This is a genomic window from Undibacterium sp. 5I2, from assembly GCF_035019605.1.
In the GTDB taxonomy this organism is placed as follows: Bacteria; Pseudomonadota; Gammaproteobacteria; order Burkholderiales; family Burkholderiaceae_D; genus Undibacterium.
In genome coordinates this window covers 61,378-83,837 of the sequence record NZ_JASJVS010000012.1, presented here as the reverse complement: position 1 = coordinate 83,837, position 22,460 = coordinate 61,378, and the positions used below count along the sequence as shown (strand labels likewise).

The window sequence follows — 22,460 nt, the reverse complement described above, 5'->3', positions numbered from 1 at the left end:
GACGAAGGTTAACAGCATGCCGTAACGTTTACAACCACTAAATAAAAATGCCGTTCAGTCTTAACTGAACGGCATTACGCGCGATGCGGGCATTTTTGTTTGGGGCGGGAGTACAGCTTCCCGTTAACGCTCCCAAGCTCACGTGCTGCCTGGTATAGAAACAATCAGGACAGGTGGCCGGAAATGAGTTTAGTCATTTCGAACATCGAGACTTGCGGCTTGCCATCAAAAACGGCTTTCAGCTTGTCATCGGCGTTGATGTTGCGTTTGTTTGCAGCATCTTGCAGGTTGTGCTTCTTGATGTATTCCCATACTTTTTTGGTTACTTCAGTACGCGGAATCGGTGCGGCACCGATGACTGCTGCCAGAGTTGGGGAAATCGTCATCGGCTTCATGAACGCGGCATTCGGCTTGCGTTCGGCTGCCGGTTTTGCAGCGGCTTTCTTAGGTGCTGCTGCGGCTGCAGTTGTTGCTTTTGCTGCGACAGGTTTTTTTGCTGCTGCTGGTTTTGCTGCCTGGGTCTTTGGTGCTGTTGCCATAAATAGCCTCCTTCACAAATTTCGTGGACGGAGCTTTGATCATTTTGAAAAGCTCCTGCATTGCGTCACTTCACGCATCGCTAATAGTGGTGGGGTTTTTACAGTCATGCAAGTGTTTTTTGCCAGTTTTTACAGAAAAAGCCCCTGAATTTGCGCTTCGTTGGATTCCAGACCAAAAAAATGCCGGATCAGAGGGGGAATCTCTGCGCTCCGGCATTTTTTATCGCTCTTGCTGTGCGCTGAAATTCAGCGTTTTCCGGGCATCATGCCCTTCATTCCGCGCAACATTTTCATCATCCCGCCGCCGCGCAATTTTTTCATCATCGTTTGCATTTGCTCGAATTGATTGAGCATACGATTGACTTCCTGGATCTGTACTCCCGCACCGGTGGCGATGCGGCGCTTGCGCGAAGCTTTGATCAATTCCGGTTTGGCGCGCTCGAGTGCGGTCATGGAATTGATCATTCCTTCCATACGGCGCACTTGTTTCTCGGCATTGTCCATATTGGCACCGGCAGCCGCTTGCTGCATTTGTGCCGGCAGTTTATCCATCAGGTTAGACAAGCCGCCCATGTTTTTCATCTGCGAGATTTGCATCTTGAAATCATTGAGGTCAAATTTTCCGCCATCTTTGATCTTGTGCGCCAAATTTTGAGCTGCCGCAACGTCCATGCCTTTCTGTGCCGATTCTACCAAGGCCAGAATATCGCCCATGCCGAGTACGCGATTGGCCATGCGGGTGGCATCGAAAGCTTCGAGGCCATCGAGTTTTTCTGCCACACCGACGAATTTGATCGGCTTGCCGGTGACATAGCGCACCGACAGGGCGGCACCACCACGGGCGTCACCATCGAGCTTGGTCAGCACCACGCCGGTCAGCGGCAGGGCATCATTGAAGGCCTTGGCGGTATTGACGGCATCTTGACCGAGCATGGCATCGACCACGAACAGGGTTTCGATGGGATTGAGAGCCGCATGCACCGCGGCGATTTCTTGCATCATCGCTGCATCGATACCCAAACGGCCGGCGGTATCGACGATCAGCACTTCATGATGGTGTTTCTTGGCGTAATCGAGTGCGGCCAAGGCAATATCGACCGGCTTTTGCTGCGCTTGCGAGGGGAAGAAGTCGGCCCCGACTTGTTCGGTCACCGATTGCAGCTGCGCGATCGCGGCTGGACGGTAGACGTCGACTGAGACCGTCAAGACTTTTTTCTTTTTTTGCTCGCGCAAGTATTTGGCCAGCTTACCGACCGTGGTGGTTTTACCGGCACCCTGCAAACCAGCCATCAGGATGATGGCTGGCGGTTGACAGGCAAAGCTCAGCAGTGAGGCTTCGGGGCCGAGATCGGCACCCATCAGGGCCGCCAATTCTTTTTGCACCACGCCGACCAGTGCCTGGCCCGGTGTCAGCGAGGCCATGACTTCTTCGCCCAGGGCTTTTTCTTTGACGCGGGCGATCAGTTCGCGCACGGCCGGCAAGGCCACATCGGCCTCCAGCAGTGCCATCCTTACTTCGCGCAGCATGTCGGCGGTATTGGATTCGGTCAGACGGGCTTCGCCGCGCATGGTCTTGACCACTTTGGCGAGACGTTGGGTGAGATTATCGAGCATAGTGAGAATTTCTGTGAAAGATGCAGTGTATGCAGCGACCAGAGCGGCCGGGTATCCGGCATTTTAACCGATTCGAGCCGATCATAAATTGCCGTTTTGTCTGATGTGCGGTGATATTTTTCATTCCGATCGGGCAGAAAGCAGGTATATTCACAGCATGTTTTGCCCGCCGCGATCGGCGCGCCGGCAGCGTATTGCAGCCCACTGCAGACACCCAGAGGAGACGTGAATGTTTAAAAAAATATTACTGGTATGGCTAGCCTGTGCCGGTGCCGCCCAAGCCGATGAGACGATACGGCTGGGTAATCTGAAATTTGCCCACTATGGTGCGGTGTCATATATCAAAGAAATCGCGCCGAAATGCGGTATCAAGGTCGATGAACGGGTGTTCCCCAAAGGCCTCGATGCGATGCAGGCGGTGATTGCCGGTGAACTCGATATCGCGGCGGTGTCGTCGGAAGCGGTGATTTCAGCGCGCGCCTCTGGTACGCCGATCTTTTTGGTAGCCGGTTTTGCCCGAGGTGGCGTGCGTTTAGTCGGGCGCAGCGATCTCGGTATGAAAACGGTGAACGATTTAAAGGGTAAAAAAGTCGGCGTTACGCGCGGCGGCATTCAAGATATTTTGCTGGCGGCCGAATTGGCCGGTGCCGGTTTGACGTATTCCGACCAGGCCGGCAAAGATGTACAAATCATTTATCTCGGTTTTCCCGATCTGAACCAAGCTTTGATGGGGAAAAACATCGATGCGATGATGCAGTCGGAACCGTATTCTTCGCAATCCTTGAGCAAGGGCTATGGCCAGGAAATCATCAAACCGTATGATACGCCGATCGGCGAGCCGGTGCGCACGATGGTGATGACGGAGAAATTTTACAAAGATCATCGACCGGCGGCGGAGAAATTCATGCGCTGTTTCGTTGAGGCGACCAAGTTGTTCATCGATAATCCAGCCTTGGCCGAGAAATACGTGCGCGAAAATATGTTCAAGGGCCAAGTCAGTCATGAAGACTTCGTTAATGCCATCGGTAACTCGCCGTACACTTACGATATCACGGCCGAGCATATACAAATCACCACCGATTTGATGCAAAAATACGGCGTCGGTAAAATGCTCAAGCCACCGCTGGCGAAAGACTGGGTCAAGACCGATTTACTGGAACAGGCTAAACGCAGCCTCAACGTTAAATGAGCGCAGCGGTGCGGCAGAAATGGCGCGGCGCGGCGACCGGCTTGATTGTCCCGGTGCTGCTGATCGCGCTGTGGCAGAGCGTTACCACGCTAGGCTGGGTGAATCCGCAAATCTTACCGTCACCCTGGGCGGTGCTGTTGAAATGGCTGGAATATGCCGCCCCGAGCGCGCCCTACGACGCGGCGAACTCGAGCTGGTTAGCGTGGGCCGTGTCGGGTGAACTGATCGGCGACACCATAGGCAGTATGGGGCGCGTGTTGTCGGGCTTTTTCATCGGCGCGGCGCTGGCGCTGCCGCTGGGTTTGGGGATGGGCGCGAGTGCGCGCGTGTATGCCTGGCTCAATCCCTTATTGCAGGTGCTAAGGCCGATTCCGCCGATTGCGTATATCCCTTTATCGATACTGTGGTTCGGACTCGGCAATCCACCGGCGATTTTTCTCATCGCCATCGGGGCTTTTTTTCCAGTGCTGATGAATACGGTTGCCGGTGTGCGGCAAGTTGACAGTATTTATATCCGCGCTGCCCGTAATCTTGGTGCCGGACCAGCCACGCTGTTTCTGCGCGTGATGTTGCCAGCAGCGGTGCCGTATATTTTGGCCGGCGTGCGCATCGGCATCGGCACCTCTTTTATCGTGGTGATCGTGTCAGAAATGATCGCGGTCAATAATGGTCTCGGTTTCCGTATTCTGGAAGCACGTGAGTACTTCTGGTCCGATAAAATCATTGCTGGGATGTTAAGCATAGGCATGCTTGGTTTGGCGATTGATTTGGCGGTGAATCGACTCAATAACTATCTGTTGCGTTGGCATCGCGGCTTGGAGCACTAATATGACAGCCTCTCCGATACAAATTACCGCCGTCAACAAGGTGTTCGGCACGGCAGAGTCGGCCGTGGTGGCACTGCGTGACATCAACCTCACGATCGCCGCGGGTCAGTTCGTTTGCCTGCTCGGCCCATCGGGCTGTGGCAAATCGACTCTACTCAATGCGATTGCCGGGTTTTCCTTGCCGAGCACGGGCCAGATCGTCGTCAACGGCGTCACGGTGAGCGAGCCGGGGCCTGATCGCGGCATGGTGTTTCAGGAATATGCCTTGTTTCCATGGATGACGGTGGCACAGAATATTGCCTTCGGCCTCGAGATCAAAGGGATAGCTGCGCGCACGATTGCCGCTCGCGTGGCCGAACTGGCAACGATGCTCGGCTTGTCTGACTTTTTACAACGTTTCCCGAAAGATTTGTCGGGCGGCATGCGCCAACGCGTCGCGATCGCGCGCGTGCTGGCACTCGATGCGCCGGTGATGTTGATGGATGAACCCTTCGGTGCTCTCGATGCTTTGACACGTAGAAACCTGCAGGATGAATTATTGCGTATTTGGGTAGAGTTGAAGAAAACCATTATTTTCGTCACGCACAGCATCGAAGAGGCGATTTATCTGGCGGATCGGGTGATTGTGATGACGTATCGTCCCGGTACCGTGAAACGCGATGTCTTGATCGATTTGCCGCGCTTGCGCGACCCTTCTGCGCCGGAATTCAATCAGTTGAAGCGCGAATTGGGTCAGTTGGTCATGGAAGAGCAGCAACGTCATCATCAAGATGAGTTGAAGATGGCGGCGCTGGATTAAGGAAGCGCTTGCTTGCTCGTTTTGCCAAAAAAGTGAGCAAGTCTTGCACTTACTTGCTACTATGAAGAAAACTATCGCGACCAAAAGGAGCCAATGATGGAGATTGATCAACTGACGAGTACTGTTGCTTCGACGTCATTGAACGCATTCAGTACCAGCAAGCTGGCTGCTGGCAATGGGGCCGCTGACTCAGCCATTGTCGCGCCAACCGCGCCGCCACCGGCGGCAACGACACAAAGCGCGGCCAGCGACGCCGCTTCACTCAAGCAATCAGCCGCGAGCCTGAATAAAAATGCACAGCCGCAGTTTGGTCGCATCGAGTTCAGTGTCGATACGCAATCGGACAAGATGGTCTTGCAAGTCGTCGACCAAGAAACCAAGCAAGTGTTGTTGCAAATTCCATCTAAAGAAGCGCTGGCACTGTCACGCAGCGTGGCTGACGGCGGCAGTTTGATCCGCGCCTCGGCCTGAGTGTGAACTCGCGTCGATTAAGCTGACCAAGCGATCGAGCGCCGCCAAGGCGGCCGCGATCAGGGCCTCGGCCGGTAGCGGATCTTGCGCGGCGACCAGCATCGCTGCACTGACACATAAGCGCAGCGCACTGACTGGCACACCAACGCGCTGGCCGCACAACACCGGTTGACCAAGTGTGTAGCAATCGGCCGCGCTGGTATGTTCCGCAATTCCCTCCATCCCTTCAATCCCTTGCAGGCGTCGATACAAGATGGCCGTTTCGTGGCGTGCCAAGGGGCGGCGTTGACCATCGTTGGCGACGGCATACAGCACAAAGGGGAAAATACTCGGCTCTTGATCCCAGCTCCTTGCTGTAGCGAGCGCTTGGCGATCGAGATTGGGGTTGGCCAGCGCTTCGAAATGCGGGTCTTGCGCCAGACGGTTGGAAACGGCGGCTTGGAAACGACGCAGGAAGGGAATGACAGCGGCATCGTCGAGCGCGGCGAAACGACGTAGTTCGGCCAACGCAGCTTCCCAGCGCAACAGCAGCCCGAAGTTACTGCCTTGTGCCAAGCTGGACGCGGCTGGCCAGTTGGCCGGCCAGTCTGCGGCCCAAGAATAGGCGCGCGCGCCGGGTGGTAGGGCGCGAAAGCTGGCGGCTTGGCCCGGTGGTATCAGTAAGGCACCGGAGAAAGTTGGGCCGGCGAGAAATTTCGAACCGGTCAGCGCGACGCAGAAATCTAATTCGAGGTAGGCGCGCAAACTGGCGCGCGACAAGCGAAATTGGCAGGCATCGACCAGTACTTGGATATGCTGCGGCCAAGTTTGCTGAAAACGGCGCACGCTGGCGATGGCGGGGAAAATCATGCCGGTCTTGCAAACATCGGTCAGAATTAACAGCACGCGTTGTCCGGCCGCAACGGCGCTGCTTAAAATTTGCTCCAATTCGGCATCGACCTCTGCTACGGTGCGCGGATTGCCGGCCGCGTCGCGTGCCGCCACAGTCTGCAGGCGACCTTGCCAGGCGCTGACCGCGCGGTCGCTGGCCATGCCAGCCGCACAACTGGCATCGGCGCTGAAATGTTGACCTTGCAAGGCGGCCGCTAAGCCACTGCCGGTTTCGGCCAAGTCTATCATGACGGTCAACTCTGGCTGTACCGCTTGCGCCAACAATAAATGGATGTCGGTGCCGGAGGCGGCGATCAGCATTTCTACCCCCGGATAGTCCGACACGCCGCATAAGCTCAACAGTTCCGTGCGCAGTCGCTTGACTTCGCGCTGGTACACGGTGGGCTCATCACTGATGGCGATTTGCTCGGCGCAGCGCTGGCGCAGTGCCATCGCCGCTGCCATGCCGGCGCTGGAAATGGTCGAGGCCGTCGATGAGCCGAAGGCATGTAAGTCGCTGCTCGGGCTGCTGCTGCAGCCGTATTTGTTGCGCCCTGTTTGCGGGTCAGGAACAATGCGCGCATCACCACCGCTATGCAGCAGCGTGCCGGTGTCGGGGAAGGTGCTCACTGTATTGCGATGGTATTGGGGGCCGGCTGCCGGCTGGCGTTACCCAGCATTGCACGAAATGCCCGGAATAATTTTTTCATCACGGCTTGCTTATACTCGTACATATCGAGCGGATCCATCGCATGCACCACCATGGCATTGTCGACTTCAAAGATGAGTAAGTCGCCGCTGGCGCTGACGGCGCAATCGATGCCGATGTAGGGTAAGCCCATGCGTTGATCGATCAATTTCAGGGCGGCGGCATGGGTGACGGCGAAGTCTTCATCAAACTGCGCCATGCACAGGGCTTCTTGCTCGCGCTTATTGCCATCCTCATTCATGCCGGCATTGAGATAGTGAATCATCCAATGTTTGGACACTGCCATGTGGCACAGGAAGGGACGGCCTTCGATGAGGGCGATGCGGTATTTGCGGAACCAGCCGTCGGCGCTGCGATAGTCGACAAAGCGCGATAAGTAAAAGTCGGCGGCGTCGACGCGGCTCAGATAGCCGGCCAGTTGGGCGCGGTCGTCTACCTTGTCGAGATTGGTTCCGGCATGCGAGCCCAGTGGTCGGATGATGAGTGGAAAATCATCGCCGGGTAAGAGTTGGCTGAGCGTGAGTTCGTTGGCGGCCAGCGATAGCAAAGTGGCACGCTTGGCTCGCACGGTGCGCGGCATATCGATGCCGGCGCAATCGGCGAGTGTCGCGCAGACACCGTCGCGCGTCAATTTGGCGATGTATTGCGGTAAATTGATGACTGGACGCGGCCAGGTGGCGGTCAGTTGTGCCAATTGTGCCAGCAAGGCTTGGTTGCTTTCTGATTCAGCCATCGCCACCATCATCACATCATGCTCGGGAACGATGTCGGGCCAGGCCGCATCACGTGTCAGGTAGAGAATATCGAAACTGACATCGGATTCTTCCAGCAAAAATTCAATCGGCGTATTGGCCATCAAATCGCCCGGCCCCATGATCACCAACAGGCGCAAACCGGGGCCGTCTTGGGTGGCGGGAAAATGATAGAGCGGCTGGGTTTTGATGGCTTGGGCTTGCATGGCCAAAGCCAGATCGTGGTGGCCGGTGATTTGCAAATAGACCGAGCAATCCATCAAAGCATGGGCATCATCGATATGTTCTTCGGCACGCTTGAGCAGCGCCATCCCGAGTGCTTGCATATCTTGTTTGGCAAACGCGCGCCGCAGCAGCGGGGCTACCCCGATCAAGGGTGAGAAAGCTTGTCCGGCCATGTCGGTCATTGGGTCATTCATTAAATTTCCTATGCAAAATGCGCCGTGTTCAATGGTCAGCGCTGTCAAGACGCCGTGTATCAGTTGCTGCGAGCGGCACCGAATGCCAGTACCGCCTTGAGCAGCCGATCGATATCGACCCGCGTGCTGCGGTGATTGACGATGGCCGCGCGGATCGCTACTTGCCCCAGTATCGTCGTGCTCGATGGAGCGGCTAGCCCGGACTCGTGCAAATCGGCGACGATGTCGCGATTGACCTGATCGGCATCGCGGCAGCGGTAGCGAAAACATACGATATTGAGGCTGACCGGTGCCAGCAATTCCAACTCGCTGGATTGGCCGATCTGTTGTTTCAGGTACTGTGCCAGCTCACAGGTATGCGCAATCATCTGGCCGAGCTTTTCTGTGCCATACACTTGGATGGTGAACCAAGTTTTGAGGGCGCGAAAGCCGCGCGACAGGTCGGGGCCGAAGTCGCAAGGCCAGGGCGAACCGCCGGCCAAGCCGCGCACTTCGCGGCGCAGATAGGCGGCCGGTGCGGCGAAGGCGGCTTGGTGGATGCCGCCATCACGAACTAACAAGAAGCCGGCGTCATACGGTACTTGACCCCATTTATGGAAATCAAAGGCGATCGAATCGGCGCTTTGTATTCCGCTCAGCAGTGGGGCGATACTCGGTGCCAGCATACCCAGCGCCGCATAGGCACCGTCGATGTGAAACCAGATTTTTTCACGCGCAGCGATCGCGGCCAGTTCCTGCAAGGGGTCGATGGCACCGACATCAACACTGCCGGCGGTGCCGACGATGAGGAAGGGTTGCAGTCCGGCGGCGCGGTCGGCGGCGATGGCGGCAGTCAGTGCTGCCGTATCGATGCGATGCGCGGCATCGCTGGGAATACGGCGCAAAAAGCGGCTGCCGATACCGGCCAGATCGATGGCTTGGGCGATGCAACCATGCGCTTCCACTGAGGTATACGCGCACAACTGGCGCGCTGCCGCATGTAAGCCATCTTGGCGGACGGCGGTGCCGAGCGCAGTGGTACGGGCGATGAGCACACTCATCAGGTTCGCCATCGAGGTGCCGGTGACGAAAATACCGCTGGCGCTGGCTGGGAAGCTGAATAATTCGCGCATCCAGTGGACGATTTGGCGCTCCACTTCGAGCGGCATTTGATCGCGCCCACCGAGATTGGCATTCAGACCGGCCGCCAGCATTTCGGCTAACATGCCGACCGGTGTGCCGCCACCCTGCACCCAACCCATGAAACCGGGATGGGTATTCCCTGCCGCGTAAGGCAAGATATCGTGCATGAATGTGCTGTGGGTCTCGGCCACGCTGTGCGGCTGCGTCGGCAGTGCTTGTGAAAAACCGGCACGTACTGCCGTCGGAATCGCTTGCCACACTGGGCGCGTGCGTAGGTGTTCAAGGTAATCGAACATATCATCGAGCATCAGATGGCCTTGTGCACGCAAAGCGCCCCAGTCATCCGGATCGAGGCTGGTGGAGCAGTCCGGGTCGGTGTGTCTAGCCTTAGGCAGCGTATCCATTTGATCATTGTAAAAAGTCAATGTCTGATTATCGCACCACGGGCAGAACTTGGGCAAATATAAAAACGCCGCCACCGCGTCCTGCTTGGTGCAGGCGCGGTGGCGGCGTACTTTTACTTAATTACTTAATTACTTATTTACTCAGCGCCCATTTCACGAATCAGCGCATCGGCGTGGTCGACATGTTTCATGACCCATAAAATGTAACGCAGATCGACTTGAATCGAACGTGTATTGGCCGGGTTGTAATCCCAGTCGGAGATGATGGAATCGAGCGTGCCGTCGAAGGCCAGGCCGATCAGTTCACCGCGCGCATTCAAGGCCGCTGAACCGGAATTGCCGCCGGTGATATCGAGCGTGGCCAGATACGCGACCGGTACTGCTTTCAGGTAAGGGTCGACATACTTGCCAAAGTCTTTGGCTTTGATGGCGGCCAATTCCGCGGCCGGGGCATTGAATTCGCCGCTGCCGGTGGCTTTGGCGCTGATGCCGGCCAGCGTCGTGAAGGCCGACCAAGCCATGCCATCGGCACCGCCGTGGCCGCGTCCGGCCACGCGGCCGAAGGTGACGCGCAGCGTGCTGTTGGCATCGGGGTAAATGGCTTGTCCTTGGCTTTCCATGTAAGCGATTTTGGCTTGCATGTAGTTGGCATAGGCTTGCTGAATTTTCCCGGCCAGTTCTTCCTCGGCAGCTTCGCGTTTGAGATGGCCGGCATACATGGCCACGGCGGTTTGGATGAAGGGGTCGTGGCTGGCGCGGAATTGTTCCGGCGTTTTAGTGAGCCAGGCGCGGCGCAGTGCCGGGTCATTGAGCTCGCTGGCGGCATACAAGCGATCGAGGCGCGCACTCAGGGCGGCGTCCGACATACCGGCTTGGATGCCGAGGGCGGCATCGAAAGCGGCATCGTGTTGCGCTGCCGGGGCGGCGGCGTAGTGTTTCAAATTATTGAACACCAAGGCTTGATCGACCTTGGCCACATAGCTGCGTTCGATTGCATCGAGCGAGGCTTGGATGCGCGGTAAATCGCGTACTTGGTAGCCGGCTTTGCGTGCGCTGTCGGGTTGGCGGCTTTCATTGGCCAAGCGGTACAGGTCATGCGCGCGTGCGAGCAGGCGTGGGAATGAGCGATCGAGGTAAAAATCGCGTTGCTCGCTGGCATCGCGTTCGCTGATCAATTGCTCGATCCGGGCGATGTCGGCACCATAGGTTTGGCGGCGCGTGGCATCGCTGTTGACCCAGCTTTTGAGGGCTTCATGTTGGCTGGTTTTCCGGGCCAGGAAATCGCTGTTGGCATAACTCTCGAGCATGCCTTGGCGATTTTTATAGTAATTATTGATGCCGGCAACTTGGCTGGCATACTTGAGCTTGGCATCGGGGTCGCTGGCTGTTTCGCGCGCGATGATGGCCAGTGCTTCGGCCGAGGAACTGACATAGCTCGGATAGCTCCAACTGAAGGTATGCGCGACTTCCGATGGTAAGCGATGGCGATTGGTGCGGCCCGGGTAGCCCAGCGCCATCACGAAATCGCCTTCTTTGAGGCCGTCTTTGGCCAGTTTCAGGAAGTGCTGCGGTAGGTAAGGGACGTTGTCTTTATTGTAGTCGGCGGCCTTGCCGTCTTTGCTGACGTAGGCGCGATAAAAACCATAGTCGCCGGTATGACGCGGCCACATCCAGTTATCGGTGTCGCCACCGAATTTACCTATGCCTTCGGCCGGCGCATGGACCAGACGGACATCGCGAATTTCCAGCTGCTTGATCAGATAATAGTCGAGCCCACCATAGTAAGGGTAGACCGTGCAGCGATGGCCAACATCGGCTTCGCACGCGGCCACCAAGGCTTTGCTGTTTTTTTCGATGGCATCGAGGCGGGCTTTGCCGCTCAGTGTGGCGACCTGCGCATCGATGACTTTGCTACTGACCTTATTAACTTCTTTGGTGACGAAAATACGTGCGCCCGGCGCGGCTGGCAATTCTTCGCTCAATTGATGTGCCAAAAAACCATTGGCCAGCAAATTGTTAGCCGGCGTGGAATTGTGCGCCACGCTGCCATAGACGCAATGATGATTGGTGATCACCAAACCTTGCGGTGAGACGAAGGAGGCCGAACAACCGCCGAGGCTGACGATGGCACCCATAGGGAATTCAGTCAGCTTGGTGAGCGTGGCGGGGTCGAGCTGCAAACCGGCGGCGCGCAATTGCGCGCTGACTTGCGGTAATTGTTGTGGCATCCACATGCCTTCATCGGCTTGGGCAACACTGCTGATGACTTGCAGGGCCAGAGGAATTAATATCTTTTTCATCATTATCCAAAGGTAAGGAGGGTCAACATGGCATGCATGATGCCGGCTTGTGGCCAGCAAGTCATTGCCAATCATATATCTTTTTTCATTGGTGCGAAGGGTAGAGACCACTAGCTTGCTTGGAAAGTTCAAAAAAATATCACTAGAATGCTACGGCGGCCAGCCGGCGCACGCTCAAGCCATCTCTACGCAGCGCAATAGTATGATGCAAACGTCAAAAAAAAACACCGAGATAGTGTAAACTCGAATGATGCAAATTTATTCAGCGCTTTTGGCTGCCGGATCGTATCTGGCCTTGCTTTTCATTCCTGCTTCGCGGCCTCGCTTGGTACTCGGGCTGAGCCTGTGCGCGTGGTTGCTGCACGGAAGCTCTCTGGTTTTGAATGTGTTTGCCGACAGCGCCTTGCGCATTGGCTTTGCCGCGATGTTGTCGTCGGCGCTATGGATCACGGTCGCCGTGTATTTGCTGGAAAACCGTAATTTCTCTTTGGTGGCGATGAAGTGGCTGATCTTTCCGCCGGCAATCGTGTTTGTCGTCTTGCCGGTGTTTTTCCCCGGACAACTGATCTCGCTCAGCGGTAAAACCTGGATGTTTCCTTGGCATGTAGCGGTGGCCTTGCTGGCTTACAGTACCTTAACCATCGCCGCCTTTCACGCCGTTATCATGCGCCTGCAAGATAAGCACTTGCATAAATTGCGCGTGCGCCCGCTGCCGGTTTGGCTCGTTGCGGTGATCGATACCTTGCCGGCGCTGCTGACCATGGAAAAAATTTTGTTTCGTTTGATTTTCCTCGGATTTTGTTTGCTGACGTTGACGGTACTGACCGGCGTCGTATTTTCCGAGCAATTTCTTGGCGTTGCCTTCAAGTGGGACCATAAAACTATCTTGTCCTTATTGTCTTGGCTGCTGTTTGCTATTCTGTTGGCAGGTCGGCACTGGCGTGGTTGGCGCGGTAAGACTGTACTCAGTTTTACGCTAACCGGCTTTCTGAGTTTGCTGCTGGCGTATGTGGGAAGTCGTTTTGTTTTGGAAGTATTGCTGCACAGGAGTTTGGTATGAGATTATTGGTTTGGTTGGCCTTGGCCTTCCTGGTGATTTTAGCGTTGCGCAAAAAAGGTCGTGGTAAGCCTGAAGCCGACCCGGTTCAAGCAGCGCCTGCGCCGCCGGTCGGTCGGCCAGCGGCTGGGGCCGAGGCCGAGGATATGGTGTGCTGCGCGCATTGCCATATTTATTTGCCGACTTCGGAAGCCGTGTTTCGTCATCAAGAAACTTACTGTTCATCGGCGCATGCCGAACTGCATTGACAGCGCGCGCGCCTGAGCCCATGTCGGCTCTGTTGGCGGAGTTTTTGCGGCCGACGCCATCGTTCTGGCGTTCGCTGCAAACCCTCAATATCTCGCGCATCATCGTAGCATTGTGCCTATTGTTTTTGTTGAATTTGCGCAGCGGTCGGGAAGTCTGGGCGTTTGCTCATATGGCCGCTCGCGACATCTGTTTTTTTTACTTATTCAGCAGTATCGGCTATACCGTCCTCAAATTGCTGCATACGCGGCATTTCATTATCCAGCTCTTCAGTCAGATCGCCCTCGATATTATCGTCATCGCTTCGCTGTATCTGGCTTCCGGCGGTGCCAAAGGCGGTTTGAGCATTTTGTTTTTATTTCCACTGGCTGGGGTGGCGATCTTATCGCCCTTGGTCTGGGCCTTCTTTTTTTGTTCCCTCGTCAGCCTGCTGTTATTGATCGTCGCGCTGTATCAGTCGTTTGAATTCGATGACGGCAATCTGCTGTCGCAAGCCGGTTTGTTCGGCGCTTCATATTTTGCTGTTATCTACGTGGTCAATCGTTTGGCCAGTAATTTGATACGCCAGGAACAATTGGCCGATCAGCGCGGTGCCGAATTGGCAGTACAGCAGGAAATTAACCGAGTGGTGATCGCCGATATGGGCGATGGTATTTTGGTGCTCGATCAGGGTGGTGCCATGTTCGAAATCAATCCGGCTGCCGAGCGCATGCTGGGGGGGAATTTGCACCAGCAAATGGTTGGGGTCAAGTTGCTCGATGTGCCGGCTTTGCGGCCGATGGTCGATGCACTCACTGATCTCAAAACTGCAGGTATGGCGGGAGCGGCTGGCCGGATATCTTTTGTGTCGATTTCGTGTTCCCCGGATGAAGCGAAAGCTTCACTGCGTTCCGGTCTGACTCTGCCTGGCACGGCCGGGCGCCCCGAGCATGTGCAATTTGTTACGCATCTCAAATTACGCTTCATCGGCGTCGCCGAGCTTGGCAAGCGTGTCGATGTCGGCACTGGCCATATTATTATATTCATGCAGGATGTGTCGGATATTGAAAATCAGGCACAGCAATTGAAATTGGCATCGATGGGCCGGCTGACGGCCAGCATTGCGCATGAAGTCAGAAACCCCTTATCATCGATCTCGTATGCTGCGGCACTGCTCGGCGAGGATATCGCCCAACTGCCGACGCCGCAGTTGCAGGCCATGCGCTTGCTTAAAATTATCGATGACAATGTGGCACGTTTAAATCAATTGATCGAAGATATACTGAGGTTGTCGCGCAAAGCACGCAATGATGTCGCACCCTACTGGCTCATGCAAGTGGTGCGCGAATGTGTCGACGATTTCATCGAAACCAAGCAGGTATCGGTGGCCTTGGTTCAGATCGGCAGCGCGGCGGATTTTCAAGTTAATTTTGATCCCGGACATTTATTCGAGATCGTCGCCAATCTGTTGTCGAATGCGCTACGCTATGCCAGCGGCAAACCAGGCAGCATCTGCCTGTATGCCACGGTCAACGCCAGCGGACGCCAAGAGTTACATATTCAAGACGACGGCCCGACCATCAGCTATGATGTACGGGCGCATTTATTCGAGCCTTTTTACACTACCTCGCGCATGGGTACCGGTTTGGGCTTGTATATGGCACGTGAATTATGTCTCAATAATCAGGCACTGCTGGACTACGAATACAGGGTTGACTCGGACAAGCTTGAGCCGAGCGGGCGGTTTGTCATCACTTTTTCGGGAATGAACGCATGAGCATGATTGGCACCACAAACTGCCCGCGTATTTTGGTGGTGGATGATGAGGCGCATCTGCGCGAACTGCTGGAAATTACTCTCATCAAGATGGGGCTCGACGTCGACAGCGCCGCAACGGTCGGCGCGGCGCGTGTGTTTCTGGCCAAAAATACTTATGCGCTGGTATTGACTGATATGCGTTTGCCCGATGGGCACGGCATGGAATTGGTCGATGAGGTCAATGCGCTGTATAAAAACACGCCGATCGCCGTGATTACCGCCTTCGGCAGCGCCGACAATGCCGTTGTGGCGCTCAAGGCCGGGGCCTTCGATTACGTCTCCAAACCGGTAGCATTGGAACATTTGCGCAAGCTGGTACGTTCGGCGCTGGAACTGCACACCGCGGTAGCGACGCCGGCACCAAGTAATCCGGTTGCCGCTTCATTTTTGATCGGCCAATCGGCCGGCATGCAGCAAGTTCGCGCGCAGATCGTGCGGCTGGCACGCAGCATGGCACCGGTCATCATTACCGGCGAATCGGGCAGCGGCAAGGAACTGGCAGCGCGAGAAATTCATGGCAGCAGCGCGCGCGCGGCGCAAGCTTTCATCGCCGTCAATTGCGGTGCGATTCCGGAAATGCTGATGGAAGCAGAATTTTTCGGCTACCGCAAAGGCGCGTTCACGGGAGCCACGGAAGACCGCGAAGGGTTTTTTCAAGCGGCTAACGGCGGCACCTTGATGCTCGATGAAGTGGCCGATTTACCGTTGGCGATGCAAGTCAAATTATTACGCGCGATACAGCAGCGCAGCATACGTAAGGTCGGCGCGACGGCCGAAGAAGCGGTCGATGTGCGTATCATCAGCGCCACCCATCAGGATTTGGCCAGTTGCGTTACCCAAGGGCGCTTTCGCCAAGATTTGTATTACCGTCTCAATGTGATCGAGCTGCATCTGCCGCCTTTACGCGAGCGCCTGGAAGATGTGGGCGAATTGGCTGCTGCCATCTTAGGTAAGTTCGGCGGCAGCGAGGTGGCGATTTCCGCTGCGGCCTTACAGCGCCTGGGCACCTACGGATTCCCGGGTAATGTGCGCGAGTTGGAAAATATTCTGGAACGGGCGATTGCTTTTGCCGATGATGCCTGCATCGAGGTCGATGATCTGGTGTTGCGGACGGTCGCGCCGGCCGGGTTGGAAAATCTGTTCTGTGCGCCGACTTTACCCTGCATGTTACCGGATTTTTTAAGCAATTTGGAACGCGAGATGATACGCCGCGCCTTGGTACAAACCAATCATAACCGCACTCAAGCGGCCGATTTACTCGGTGTCAGTTTCCGGCAGTTGCGCTATCAAATACAAAAACTCAAAATTGACGAGTAAGGCGCGCCAGCGGCAGCAACACACTTCCACGAAATCATCGTTCTCCATCGTTTGCCCTGACTTGTTAGCGCTTACTTACCCAATGCGCCCGAGTTTTCTGGACGCTCTCGAAAGTCAATTACCAAATAGGAATTTTTAATAAAATATAATTCCTTTCTTGGGCGGAAAATTGGTTGCATAGGCGGAGGGTTGGGTACTACAATTAGGGCTATTCGAAAATTGTGTACTACATGTAGTGGTTTGGTTTTTGTTTCAGCTTGTTTAACCATGCCTACTTGTTGGCGATTTCAATTGAATTCAACATCCTGACACTACCTGATTTTTCCCGTGATCAGCGGTCCGTACTGATGCGTAATACCCGAACTAACCCCGAGCGCCGCCTTGGTCTGTGATGCAGATATGAGGCAGCAAGAACTAACCGATTCCGGAGGCATAATGCACCCTTCCACAGAAACATCGATTCCTACTTCATTGAGCGGCGCTGCAGGCAGCGCTGTAGCGACTGCTGCAACTGCCGGCGGCAGTTACAGCGAATTTCGCGTGATACGACGCAATGGTGCGGTGGTTGGATTTGAACCGTCGAAAATTGCGATCGCCATGACCAAGGCCTTTTTAGCCGTCAATGGCGGCCAAGGCGCGGCCTCGGCGCGCGTGCGCGAATTGGTCGAGCAGTTGAGTGCGGCAGTCGTGACGGCGCTGTTGCGTCGCCAACCAAGCGGTGGCACCTTCCATATTGAAGATATCCAGGATCAGGTCGAATTAGCCTTGATGCGTTCGGGTGAGCATGATGTGGCGCGCTCTTACGTGTTGTATCGTGCCAAGCACCAGGAAGAACGCCGCTTGCAGCGCGCGGCGCAGCAAGCTTCGCAAGCGCAATTGCCGCAGATTCATGTGCTCATCGATGGCCAACGTGCCGCGCTCGATATCGAACAAGTGCGTGCCTTGATCACGGCAGCCTGCGTCGGTCTAGATAAATTGGCCGATCCGGAAGCGATACTGACGGAAACCCTGAAAAATCTGTACGACGGTGTACCGGTGGAAGAATTGCATAAGTCAGCGATTCTGGCCGCGCGCGCATTGATGGAAAAAGAGCCGGCCTACAGCCAAGTGACGGCGCGTCTGTTGCTGCATACGATTCGTAAAGAAGTGTTCGGTAAAGAGGTTGCTCAACAGCATGCAGCGGGCGAATACCTGACTTATTTTCCGCAATTCATACAAAAAGGCATTGCTGCCGAATTACTCGATACCAAGTTGGCCGAGTTTGATCTGGCGCGCTTGGCACAAGCCTTGGTCGCTGATCGCGATCTGCAATTCAGTTACATCGGTTTGCAAACCCTGTATGACCGTTATTTCCTGCACATGCGCGGTACCCGCATCGAAATGCCACAGGCGTTTTACATGCGGGTGGCGATGGGCTTGGCATTGGAGGAACAAGACCGCAATGGCCGTGCCATCGAGTTCTATAATTTGTTGTCTAGCTTCGACTTCATGAGTTCGACGCCGACTTTGTTCAATGCCGGCACCTTGCGCTCGCAATTGTCGTCTTGCTATCTGACCACCGTGGCCGATGATCTCGGCGGTATCTATGATGCGATCAAGGAAAATGCCTTGCTGGCGAAGTATGCCGGCGGTCTCGGTAACGACTGGACACCGGTGCGTTCGCTCGGTGCCCATATTAAAGGTACCAATGGCAAATCGCAGGGTGTGGTGCCATTCCTGAAAGTAGTCAATGACACGGCGGTCGCGGTAAACCAAGGTGGCAAGCGCAAGGGTGCGGTCTGCGCCTACCTCGAAACCTGGCATATGGATATCGAGGAATTTCTCGATCTGCGCAAAAACACTGGCGATGACCGTCGGCGTACGCATGATATGAATACGGCGAACTGGATTCCCGATCTGTTCATGAAACGCGTCATGGAAAAAGGCGACTGGACTCTGTTCTCGCCTTCCGATGTGCCGGATTTGCATGATAAATTCGGTAAGTCCTTCGAAAGCGCCTACCTCGCTTACGAAGCGCAAGCCGCCAGCGGTGAGTTGGAACTGTCGAAAAAAATCCCGGCCTTGGATTTGTGGCGCAAGATGCTATCGATGCTGTTCGAAACCGGGCATCCTTGGATCACGTTCAAAGATCCTTGCAATATTCGTTCTCCGCAACAACACGTCGGCGTGGTTCACTCGTCCAACCTGTGTACTGAAATCACGCTCAATACCAATGACAGCGAGATCGCGGTCTGCAATTTGGGTTCCGTGAATATGCCGGCGCATATGAAAAACGGCCAGCTCGATCACGTCAAGCTGCAAAAGACCATACGTACTGCCATGCGCATGCTCGATAACGTCATCGACATCAACTACTATGCGGTGCAAAAAGCGCGTGATTCGAATTTGCGTCATCGTCCAGTTGGTTTGGGCATCATGGGTTTCCAAGACTGCCTGCACATGATGCGTGTGCCGTACGCCACGATGGAAGCGGTACAGTTCGCCGACACCTCGATGGAAGCAGTGTGCTACTACGCTTATTTGGCTTCGACTGAATTGGCGGAAGAGCGCGGCACCTACAGCTCTTACCCTGGTTCCTTGTGGGATCGTGGCATTCTGCCGCAAGATTCGCTGCAATTATTGGCCGATGAACGCGGTGGCTATCTGGAAGTTGATTTTTCTTCGAGTATGGATTGGTCGCTGGTGCGCAATCGCATCAAGCAATATGGCATGCGTAATTCGAACTGCGTTGCCATTGCACCGACGGCGACTATTTCGAATATCATCGGCGTCTCGGCCTGTATCGAGCCAACTTATCAGAACTTGTATGTCAAGTCTAACCTCTCGGGCGAATTCACCGAGATCAATGAACACTTGGTGCGCGATTTGAAAGTGCGTGGCTTGTGGGATGAAGTCATGATTGCCGATCTCAAGTATTTTGACGGCAGCTTGGCCAGAATCGACCGCATCCCTGAAGATTTGCGCCAATTGTATGCGACCGCGTTTGAAATCAGCCCATCGTGGTTGGTGGAAGCCGCTTCGCGTCGCCAGAAGTGGATCGATCAGGCCCAGTCGCTCAATATTTACATGGCCGGCGCTTCCGGTAAAAAACTCGACGAAACCTATAAGCTGGCTTGGTTGCGCGGTTTGAAAACGACTTACTACTTGCGCACTATCGGTGCCACCCATACCGAAAAATCGACCTCGAAAACCGGTGCACTCAATGCCGTTAGCGTGGATGGTGCCAGCAGCAGTTACCACGCTGCGCCGGCAGTAACGGCGGCAGCGGAACCGGATGGTCCGGCCTGTATGTTACGTCCAGGCGACAGCGGTTTCGAAGAATGCGAAGCTTGTCAGTAATTGTTTTGCTACGTTGCAGTGCAACGTAGTGCCTCTCTCAATTGAAGGAATGAAGAAATGTTATCTTGGGACGAAGAAGTAACGCCAGCCACGCTACCCCAACCGGCCGTGCGTATCGATACCACGCCAGCGGCACCGGTTGCGCCGCTGGTCGAGCAAGTCAGTACGGAAGATGTGGCGCGGCGCGTGAATGCGGCTGATAAACGTATCATCAATGGTCAGACCGACGTCAATCAGTTAGTACCATTCAAATACAAATGGGCTTGGGATAAGTATCTGGCCGGTTGCGCTAACCATTGGATGCCGCAAGAAATCAATATGCAGCGTGATATTGAACTTTGGAAAAGCCCGAATGGTCTGACCGACGATGAGCGCCGCTTGGTTAAGCGTAACCTCGGTTTCTTTGTGACGGCCGATTCCTTGGCAGCAAATAATATTGTGTTGGGTACTTATCGTCACATTACTGCGCCGGAATGCCGCCAGTATTTGTTGCGCCAAGCTTTTGAAGAAGCCATTCATACGCACGCGTATCAATACATTGTCGAATCGCTGGGGCTTGATGAGGGCGAAATTTTCAATGCTTACAATGAAGTCGAATCGATTCGTGATAAAGATCAGTTCCTGATTCCTTTCATCGATGTCTTGACCGATCCGGAATTCAAGACCGGCACGACGGAAACCGATCAGACTTTATTGCGTTCGTTGATCGTCTTCGCTTGTCTGATGGAAGGCTTGTTTTTCTATGTCGGCTTCACGCAGATTTTAGCGCTCGGTCGGCAGAATAAAATGATGGGCGCGGCTGAGCAGTATCAATATATTTTGCGCGATGAATCGATGCATTGTAATTTTGGGATCGATCTGATCAATACGATTAAGATGGAAAATCCGCATTTGTGGACCGCTGAATTTCGCGATGAAATTAAATCGTTGTTTTTGCGTGCGGTGGAGTTGGAATATCGCTACGCAGAGGATACAATGCCGCGTGGAGTGTTAGGATTGAACGCTCCCATGTTCAAAGGATATCTGCGCTTCATTGCAAATCGACGCGCACAACAAATCGGTCTGGATGCGATGTTCCCTCATGAGGAAAATCCATTTCCGTGGATGAGCGAAATGATAGACCTGAAAAAAGAGCGCAACTTTTTTGAAACACGCGTGATTGAGTATCAAACCGGTGGAGCCCTCAACTGGGAGTAGCAGCTGATAATACACAGCGCCCCCGGTTCCCTGCAAAGGAATGCTCATGGTTTGCACAAGATGTAAAACCCGAGAGGCCTGACCAAACTGAATGGACAGTCAAAGATTACATTACTCTGAACTGTTAGTGCCGCAATACCTGGCAAGGCCGGGTCTTGCGGTTTTTGGCTTTGTACCCGGGGTTTTTCAGCCAGCATAGTAACAGCAGCGTTTTTTTAAGCTGCGTTTTTTAAATTGATTAATGGGTTGAAAGCGGACAGATTTGCGCCTGCCGCTGGACTCGACAGTAATAGTAAGGGCAGCGCACGAGCTGTCGTGATGCGGGCGCGGGTGAGGGCGGATGTTGCGCCGCACACTGTGCCGCACACGGCTTCGGCCTTGCCACCCATATGGCTCAAGTGCTGCATTGAAAGAGGGGATGCAGCAGTTGAGCCGGTTCCGGATTCATTAGCGCAAACAGCATGCATGTTTGTGCCGATGAATAATTCGCTTGAAAGGATAGAGCGGATTTAATTTTTATATGATTTTTTCCATCTCGATCGAAGGAGAAACAAAATGGCAACAGCACCGAAAATGTCGGCAAGCGAAGCTGCAGTGAAGAAACCTGTAGCAAAAAAAGTCGCAGCAAAACCTGCTGCGGTAGTTAAACCAGTTAAAGCAGTGAAAGTCGCTGCGAAAGCTGTCAAACCGACGAAAGTCTTAGCCAAGCCGGTTAAAGCAGTCGCTAAGCCAGCGCTTAAAAAAGTGCTCGCTAAAGTCGCCGCTAAGCCGGCTGCTAAAGCTGCAGTGAAACCTGTCAAGGCAGTCAAGGCTGTGAAAGCAGTCGCCAAGCCAGTGAAAGCAGTGAAAGCAGTGAAAGCAGCTAAGCCAGTAAAAGCTGTGAAAGCTGTAAAAGTTGTGAAAGCAGCCAAGCCAGTCAAAGCAGTCAAAGCAGTCAAAGCAGTCAAAGCAGCAAAACCAGCAAAACCAGTCAAGGCTGTGAAAGCGCTCAAAGCAGCCAAGCCTGTGAAAGCAGTTAAAGCCGTCGCGAAGCCAGTGGCTAAAAAGGCGCTGGCAAAAGCCGCAGCAAAACCAACTGCCAAAGCAGTCGCCAAAAAAGCGCTCGCGAAAGTAGTCGCCAAACCAGCAGTGAAAAAAGCAGTCGTCAAACCGGTCGCTAAAAAAGCGATCGCTAAAGTCGCCGCCAAACCTGTTGCTGCGGCAAAAAAAGTAGCGGCAGTTGCTAAAACAGCCGTGAAAAAAGTCGCCGTCGTTAAGAAAGCCGTTGCTAAACCAGCGGTCGTTGCTAAAGCCGCCCCAGCTGCCAAACCGGCAGTCAAGAAAGCCGTAGCCAAACCAGCCGTTAAAAAGCCGGTAGCAAAAAAAGCCGCGACATCTGACGTCAAAACTGTTGTCAGTGCGAACGCCGCATGGCCTTTCCCAACCGGAATTCGTCCGGCGTAATTCGTTATGCTTGGATGCCCGGACGGTTTGAGGCACAATACCCACTGCG

The 22,460-nt window shown here is 54.6% G+C and carries 17 protein-coding genes; 11 read left to right on the top strand and 6 right to left on the bottom strand.

Annotation, left to right across the window (positions count from 1 at the left end):
• Nucleotides 1-164: 164 nt before the first annotated feature.
• Together QN359_RS06660 and ffh are read right to left on the bottom strand one after the other, a co-directional pair.
• Nucleotides 165-539, bottom strand: a complete 375-nt coding sequence (locus QN359_RS06660; RefSeq protein ID WP_322250782.1) for an SWIB/MDM2 domain-containing protein — start codon at nucleotides 537-539, stop codon at nucleotides 165-167.
• 246 nt (nucleotides 540-785) lie between these two features.
• Nucleotides 786-2,153, bottom strand: a complete 1,368-nt coding sequence (gene ffh / locus QN359_RS06655) for a signal recognition particle protein (protein WP_322250783.1) — start codon at nucleotides 2,151-2,153, stop codon at nucleotides 786-788.
• Between the two features lie 229 nt (nucleotides 2,154-2,382).
• Between ffh and QN359_RS06650 the strand changes: the two genes are divergently transcribed.
• The 4 genes from QN359_RS06650 to QN359_RS06635 all read left to right on the top strand — a co-directional run bounded on the left by QN359_RS06650 (nucleotide 2,383) and on the right by QN359_RS06635 (nucleotide 5,439).
• Nucleotides 2,383-3,342 (top strand): ABC transporter substrate-binding protein, encoded by a 960-nt coding sequence (locus tag QN359_RS06650; protein WP_322250784.1) that lies wholly within the window; start codon nucleotides 2,383-2,385, stop codon nucleotides 3,340-3,342.
• Nucleotides 3,339-4,169: an ABC transporter permease gene (locus QN359_RS06645; RefSeq protein ID WP_322250785.1), complete on the top strand. Its 831-nt coding sequence runs from the start codon at nucleotides 3,339-3,341 to the stop codon at nucleotides 4,167-4,169. The genes QN359_RS06650 and QN359_RS06645 overlap by 4 nt, the downstream gene beginning before the upstream one ends.
• A 1-nt stretch (nucleotide 4,170) precedes the next feature.
• Nucleotides 4,171-4,968: an ABC transporter ATP-binding protein gene (locus tag QN359_RS06640; protein ID WP_322250786.1), complete on the top strand. Its 798-nt coding sequence runs from the start codon at nucleotides 4,171-4,173 to the stop codon at nucleotides 4,966-4,968.
• Between the two features lie 96 nt (nucleotides 4,969-5,064).
• Complete coding sequence (locus QN359_RS06635; protein ID WP_322250787.1) at nucleotides 5,065-5,439, top strand: flagellar protein FlaG; 375 nt, start codon at nucleotides 5,065-5,067, stop codon at nucleotides 5,437-5,439.
• Here QN359_RS06635 and QN359_RS06630 read toward each other — a convergent pair.
• From QN359_RS06630 to QN359_RS06615, 4 genes are all read right to left on the bottom strand, one after another.
• On the bottom strand, nucleotides 5,392-6,939 hold the full coding sequence (locus tag QN359_RS06630) for a hypothetical protein (protein WP_322250788.1): 1,548 nt from the start codon (nucleotides 6,937-6,939) through the stop codon (nucleotides 5,392-5,394). The genes QN359_RS06635 and QN359_RS06630 overlap by 48 nt on opposite strands.
• Nucleotides 6,936-8,189 carry a RimK family alpha-L-glutamate ligase gene (locus QN359_RS06625; protein ID WP_322250789.1) on the bottom strand — a complete coding sequence of 418 codons (1,254 nt, stop codon included), beginning with the start codon at nucleotides 8,187-8,189 and terminating at the stop codon, nucleotides 6,936-6,938. Before QN359_RS06625 ends, QN359_RS06630 begins: the two co-directional genes overlap by 4 nt.
• Nucleotides 8,190-8,248: 59 nt before the next feature.
• Complete coding sequence (locus QN359_RS06620; RefSeq protein ID WP_322250790.1) at nucleotides 8,249-9,715, bottom strand: pyridoxal phosphate-dependent decarboxylase family protein; 1,467 nt, start codon at nucleotides 9,713-9,715, stop codon at nucleotides 8,249-8,251.
• 137 nt (nucleotides 9,716-9,852) lie between these two features.
• On the bottom strand, nucleotides 9,853-12,015 hold the full coding sequence (locus tag QN359_RS06615) for a S46 family peptidase (RefSeq protein ID WP_322250791.1): 2,163 nt from the start codon (nucleotides 12,013-12,015) through the stop codon (nucleotides 9,853-9,855).
• Nucleotides 12,016-12,265: 250 nt separating this feature from the next.
• On the opposite strand from QN359_RS06615, the gene QN359_RS06610 reads away from it, so the two are divergent.
• From QN359_RS06610 to QN359_RS06580, 7 genes are all read left to right on the top strand, one after another.
• The gene (locus QN359_RS06610; protein ID WP_322251075.1) at nucleotides 12,266-13,075 is read left to right on the top strand and encodes a cytochrome C assembly family protein; all 810 of its coding nucleotides are present in this window, start codon (nucleotides 12,266-12,268) and stop codon (nucleotides 13,073-13,075) included.
• On the top strand, nucleotides 13,072-13,320 hold the full coding sequence (locus QN359_RS06605; RefSeq protein WP_322250792.1) for a PP0621 family protein: 249 nt from the start codon (nucleotides 13,072-13,074) through the stop codon (nucleotides 13,318-13,320). Before QN359_RS06610 ends, QN359_RS06605 begins: the two co-directional genes overlap by 4 nt.
• Nucleotides 13,321-13,340: 20 nt before the next feature.
• Nucleotides 13,341-15,074, top strand: coding sequence for a sensor histidine kinase (locus QN359_RS06600; protein ID WP_322250793.1), 1,734 nt, complete (start codon nucleotides 13,341-13,343; stop codon nucleotides 15,072-15,074).
• The gene (locus QN359_RS06595; RefSeq protein ID WP_322250794.1) at nucleotides 15,071-16,432 is read left to right on the top strand and encodes a sigma-54 dependent transcriptional regulator; all 1,362 of its coding nucleotides are present in this window, start codon (nucleotides 15,071-15,073) and stop codon (nucleotides 16,430-16,432) included. Before QN359_RS06600 ends, QN359_RS06595 begins: the two co-directional genes overlap by 4 nt.
• Nucleotides 16,433-16,867: 435 nt before the next feature.
• Nucleotides 16,868-19,771, top strand: coding sequence for a ribonucleoside-diphosphate reductase subunit alpha (locus QN359_RS06590; RefSeq protein ID WP_322250795.1), 2,904 nt, complete (start codon nucleotides 16,868-16,870; stop codon nucleotides 19,769-19,771).
• Between the two features lie 57 nt (nucleotides 19,772-19,828).
• Nucleotides 19,829-20,968, top strand: a complete 1,140-nt coding sequence (locus QN359_RS06585) for a ribonucleotide-diphosphate reductase subunit beta (RefSeq protein ID WP_322250796.1) — start codon at nucleotides 19,829-19,831, stop codon at nucleotides 20,966-20,968.
• Between the two features lie 555 nt (nucleotides 20,969-21,523).
• Entirely contained in the window at nucleotides 21,524-22,411 is an 888-nt protein-coding gene (locus QN359_RS06580; RefSeq protein ID WP_322250797.1) for a histone, read from the top strand.
• The last annotated feature ends 49 nt before the right edge of the window (nucleotides 22,412-22,460 follow it).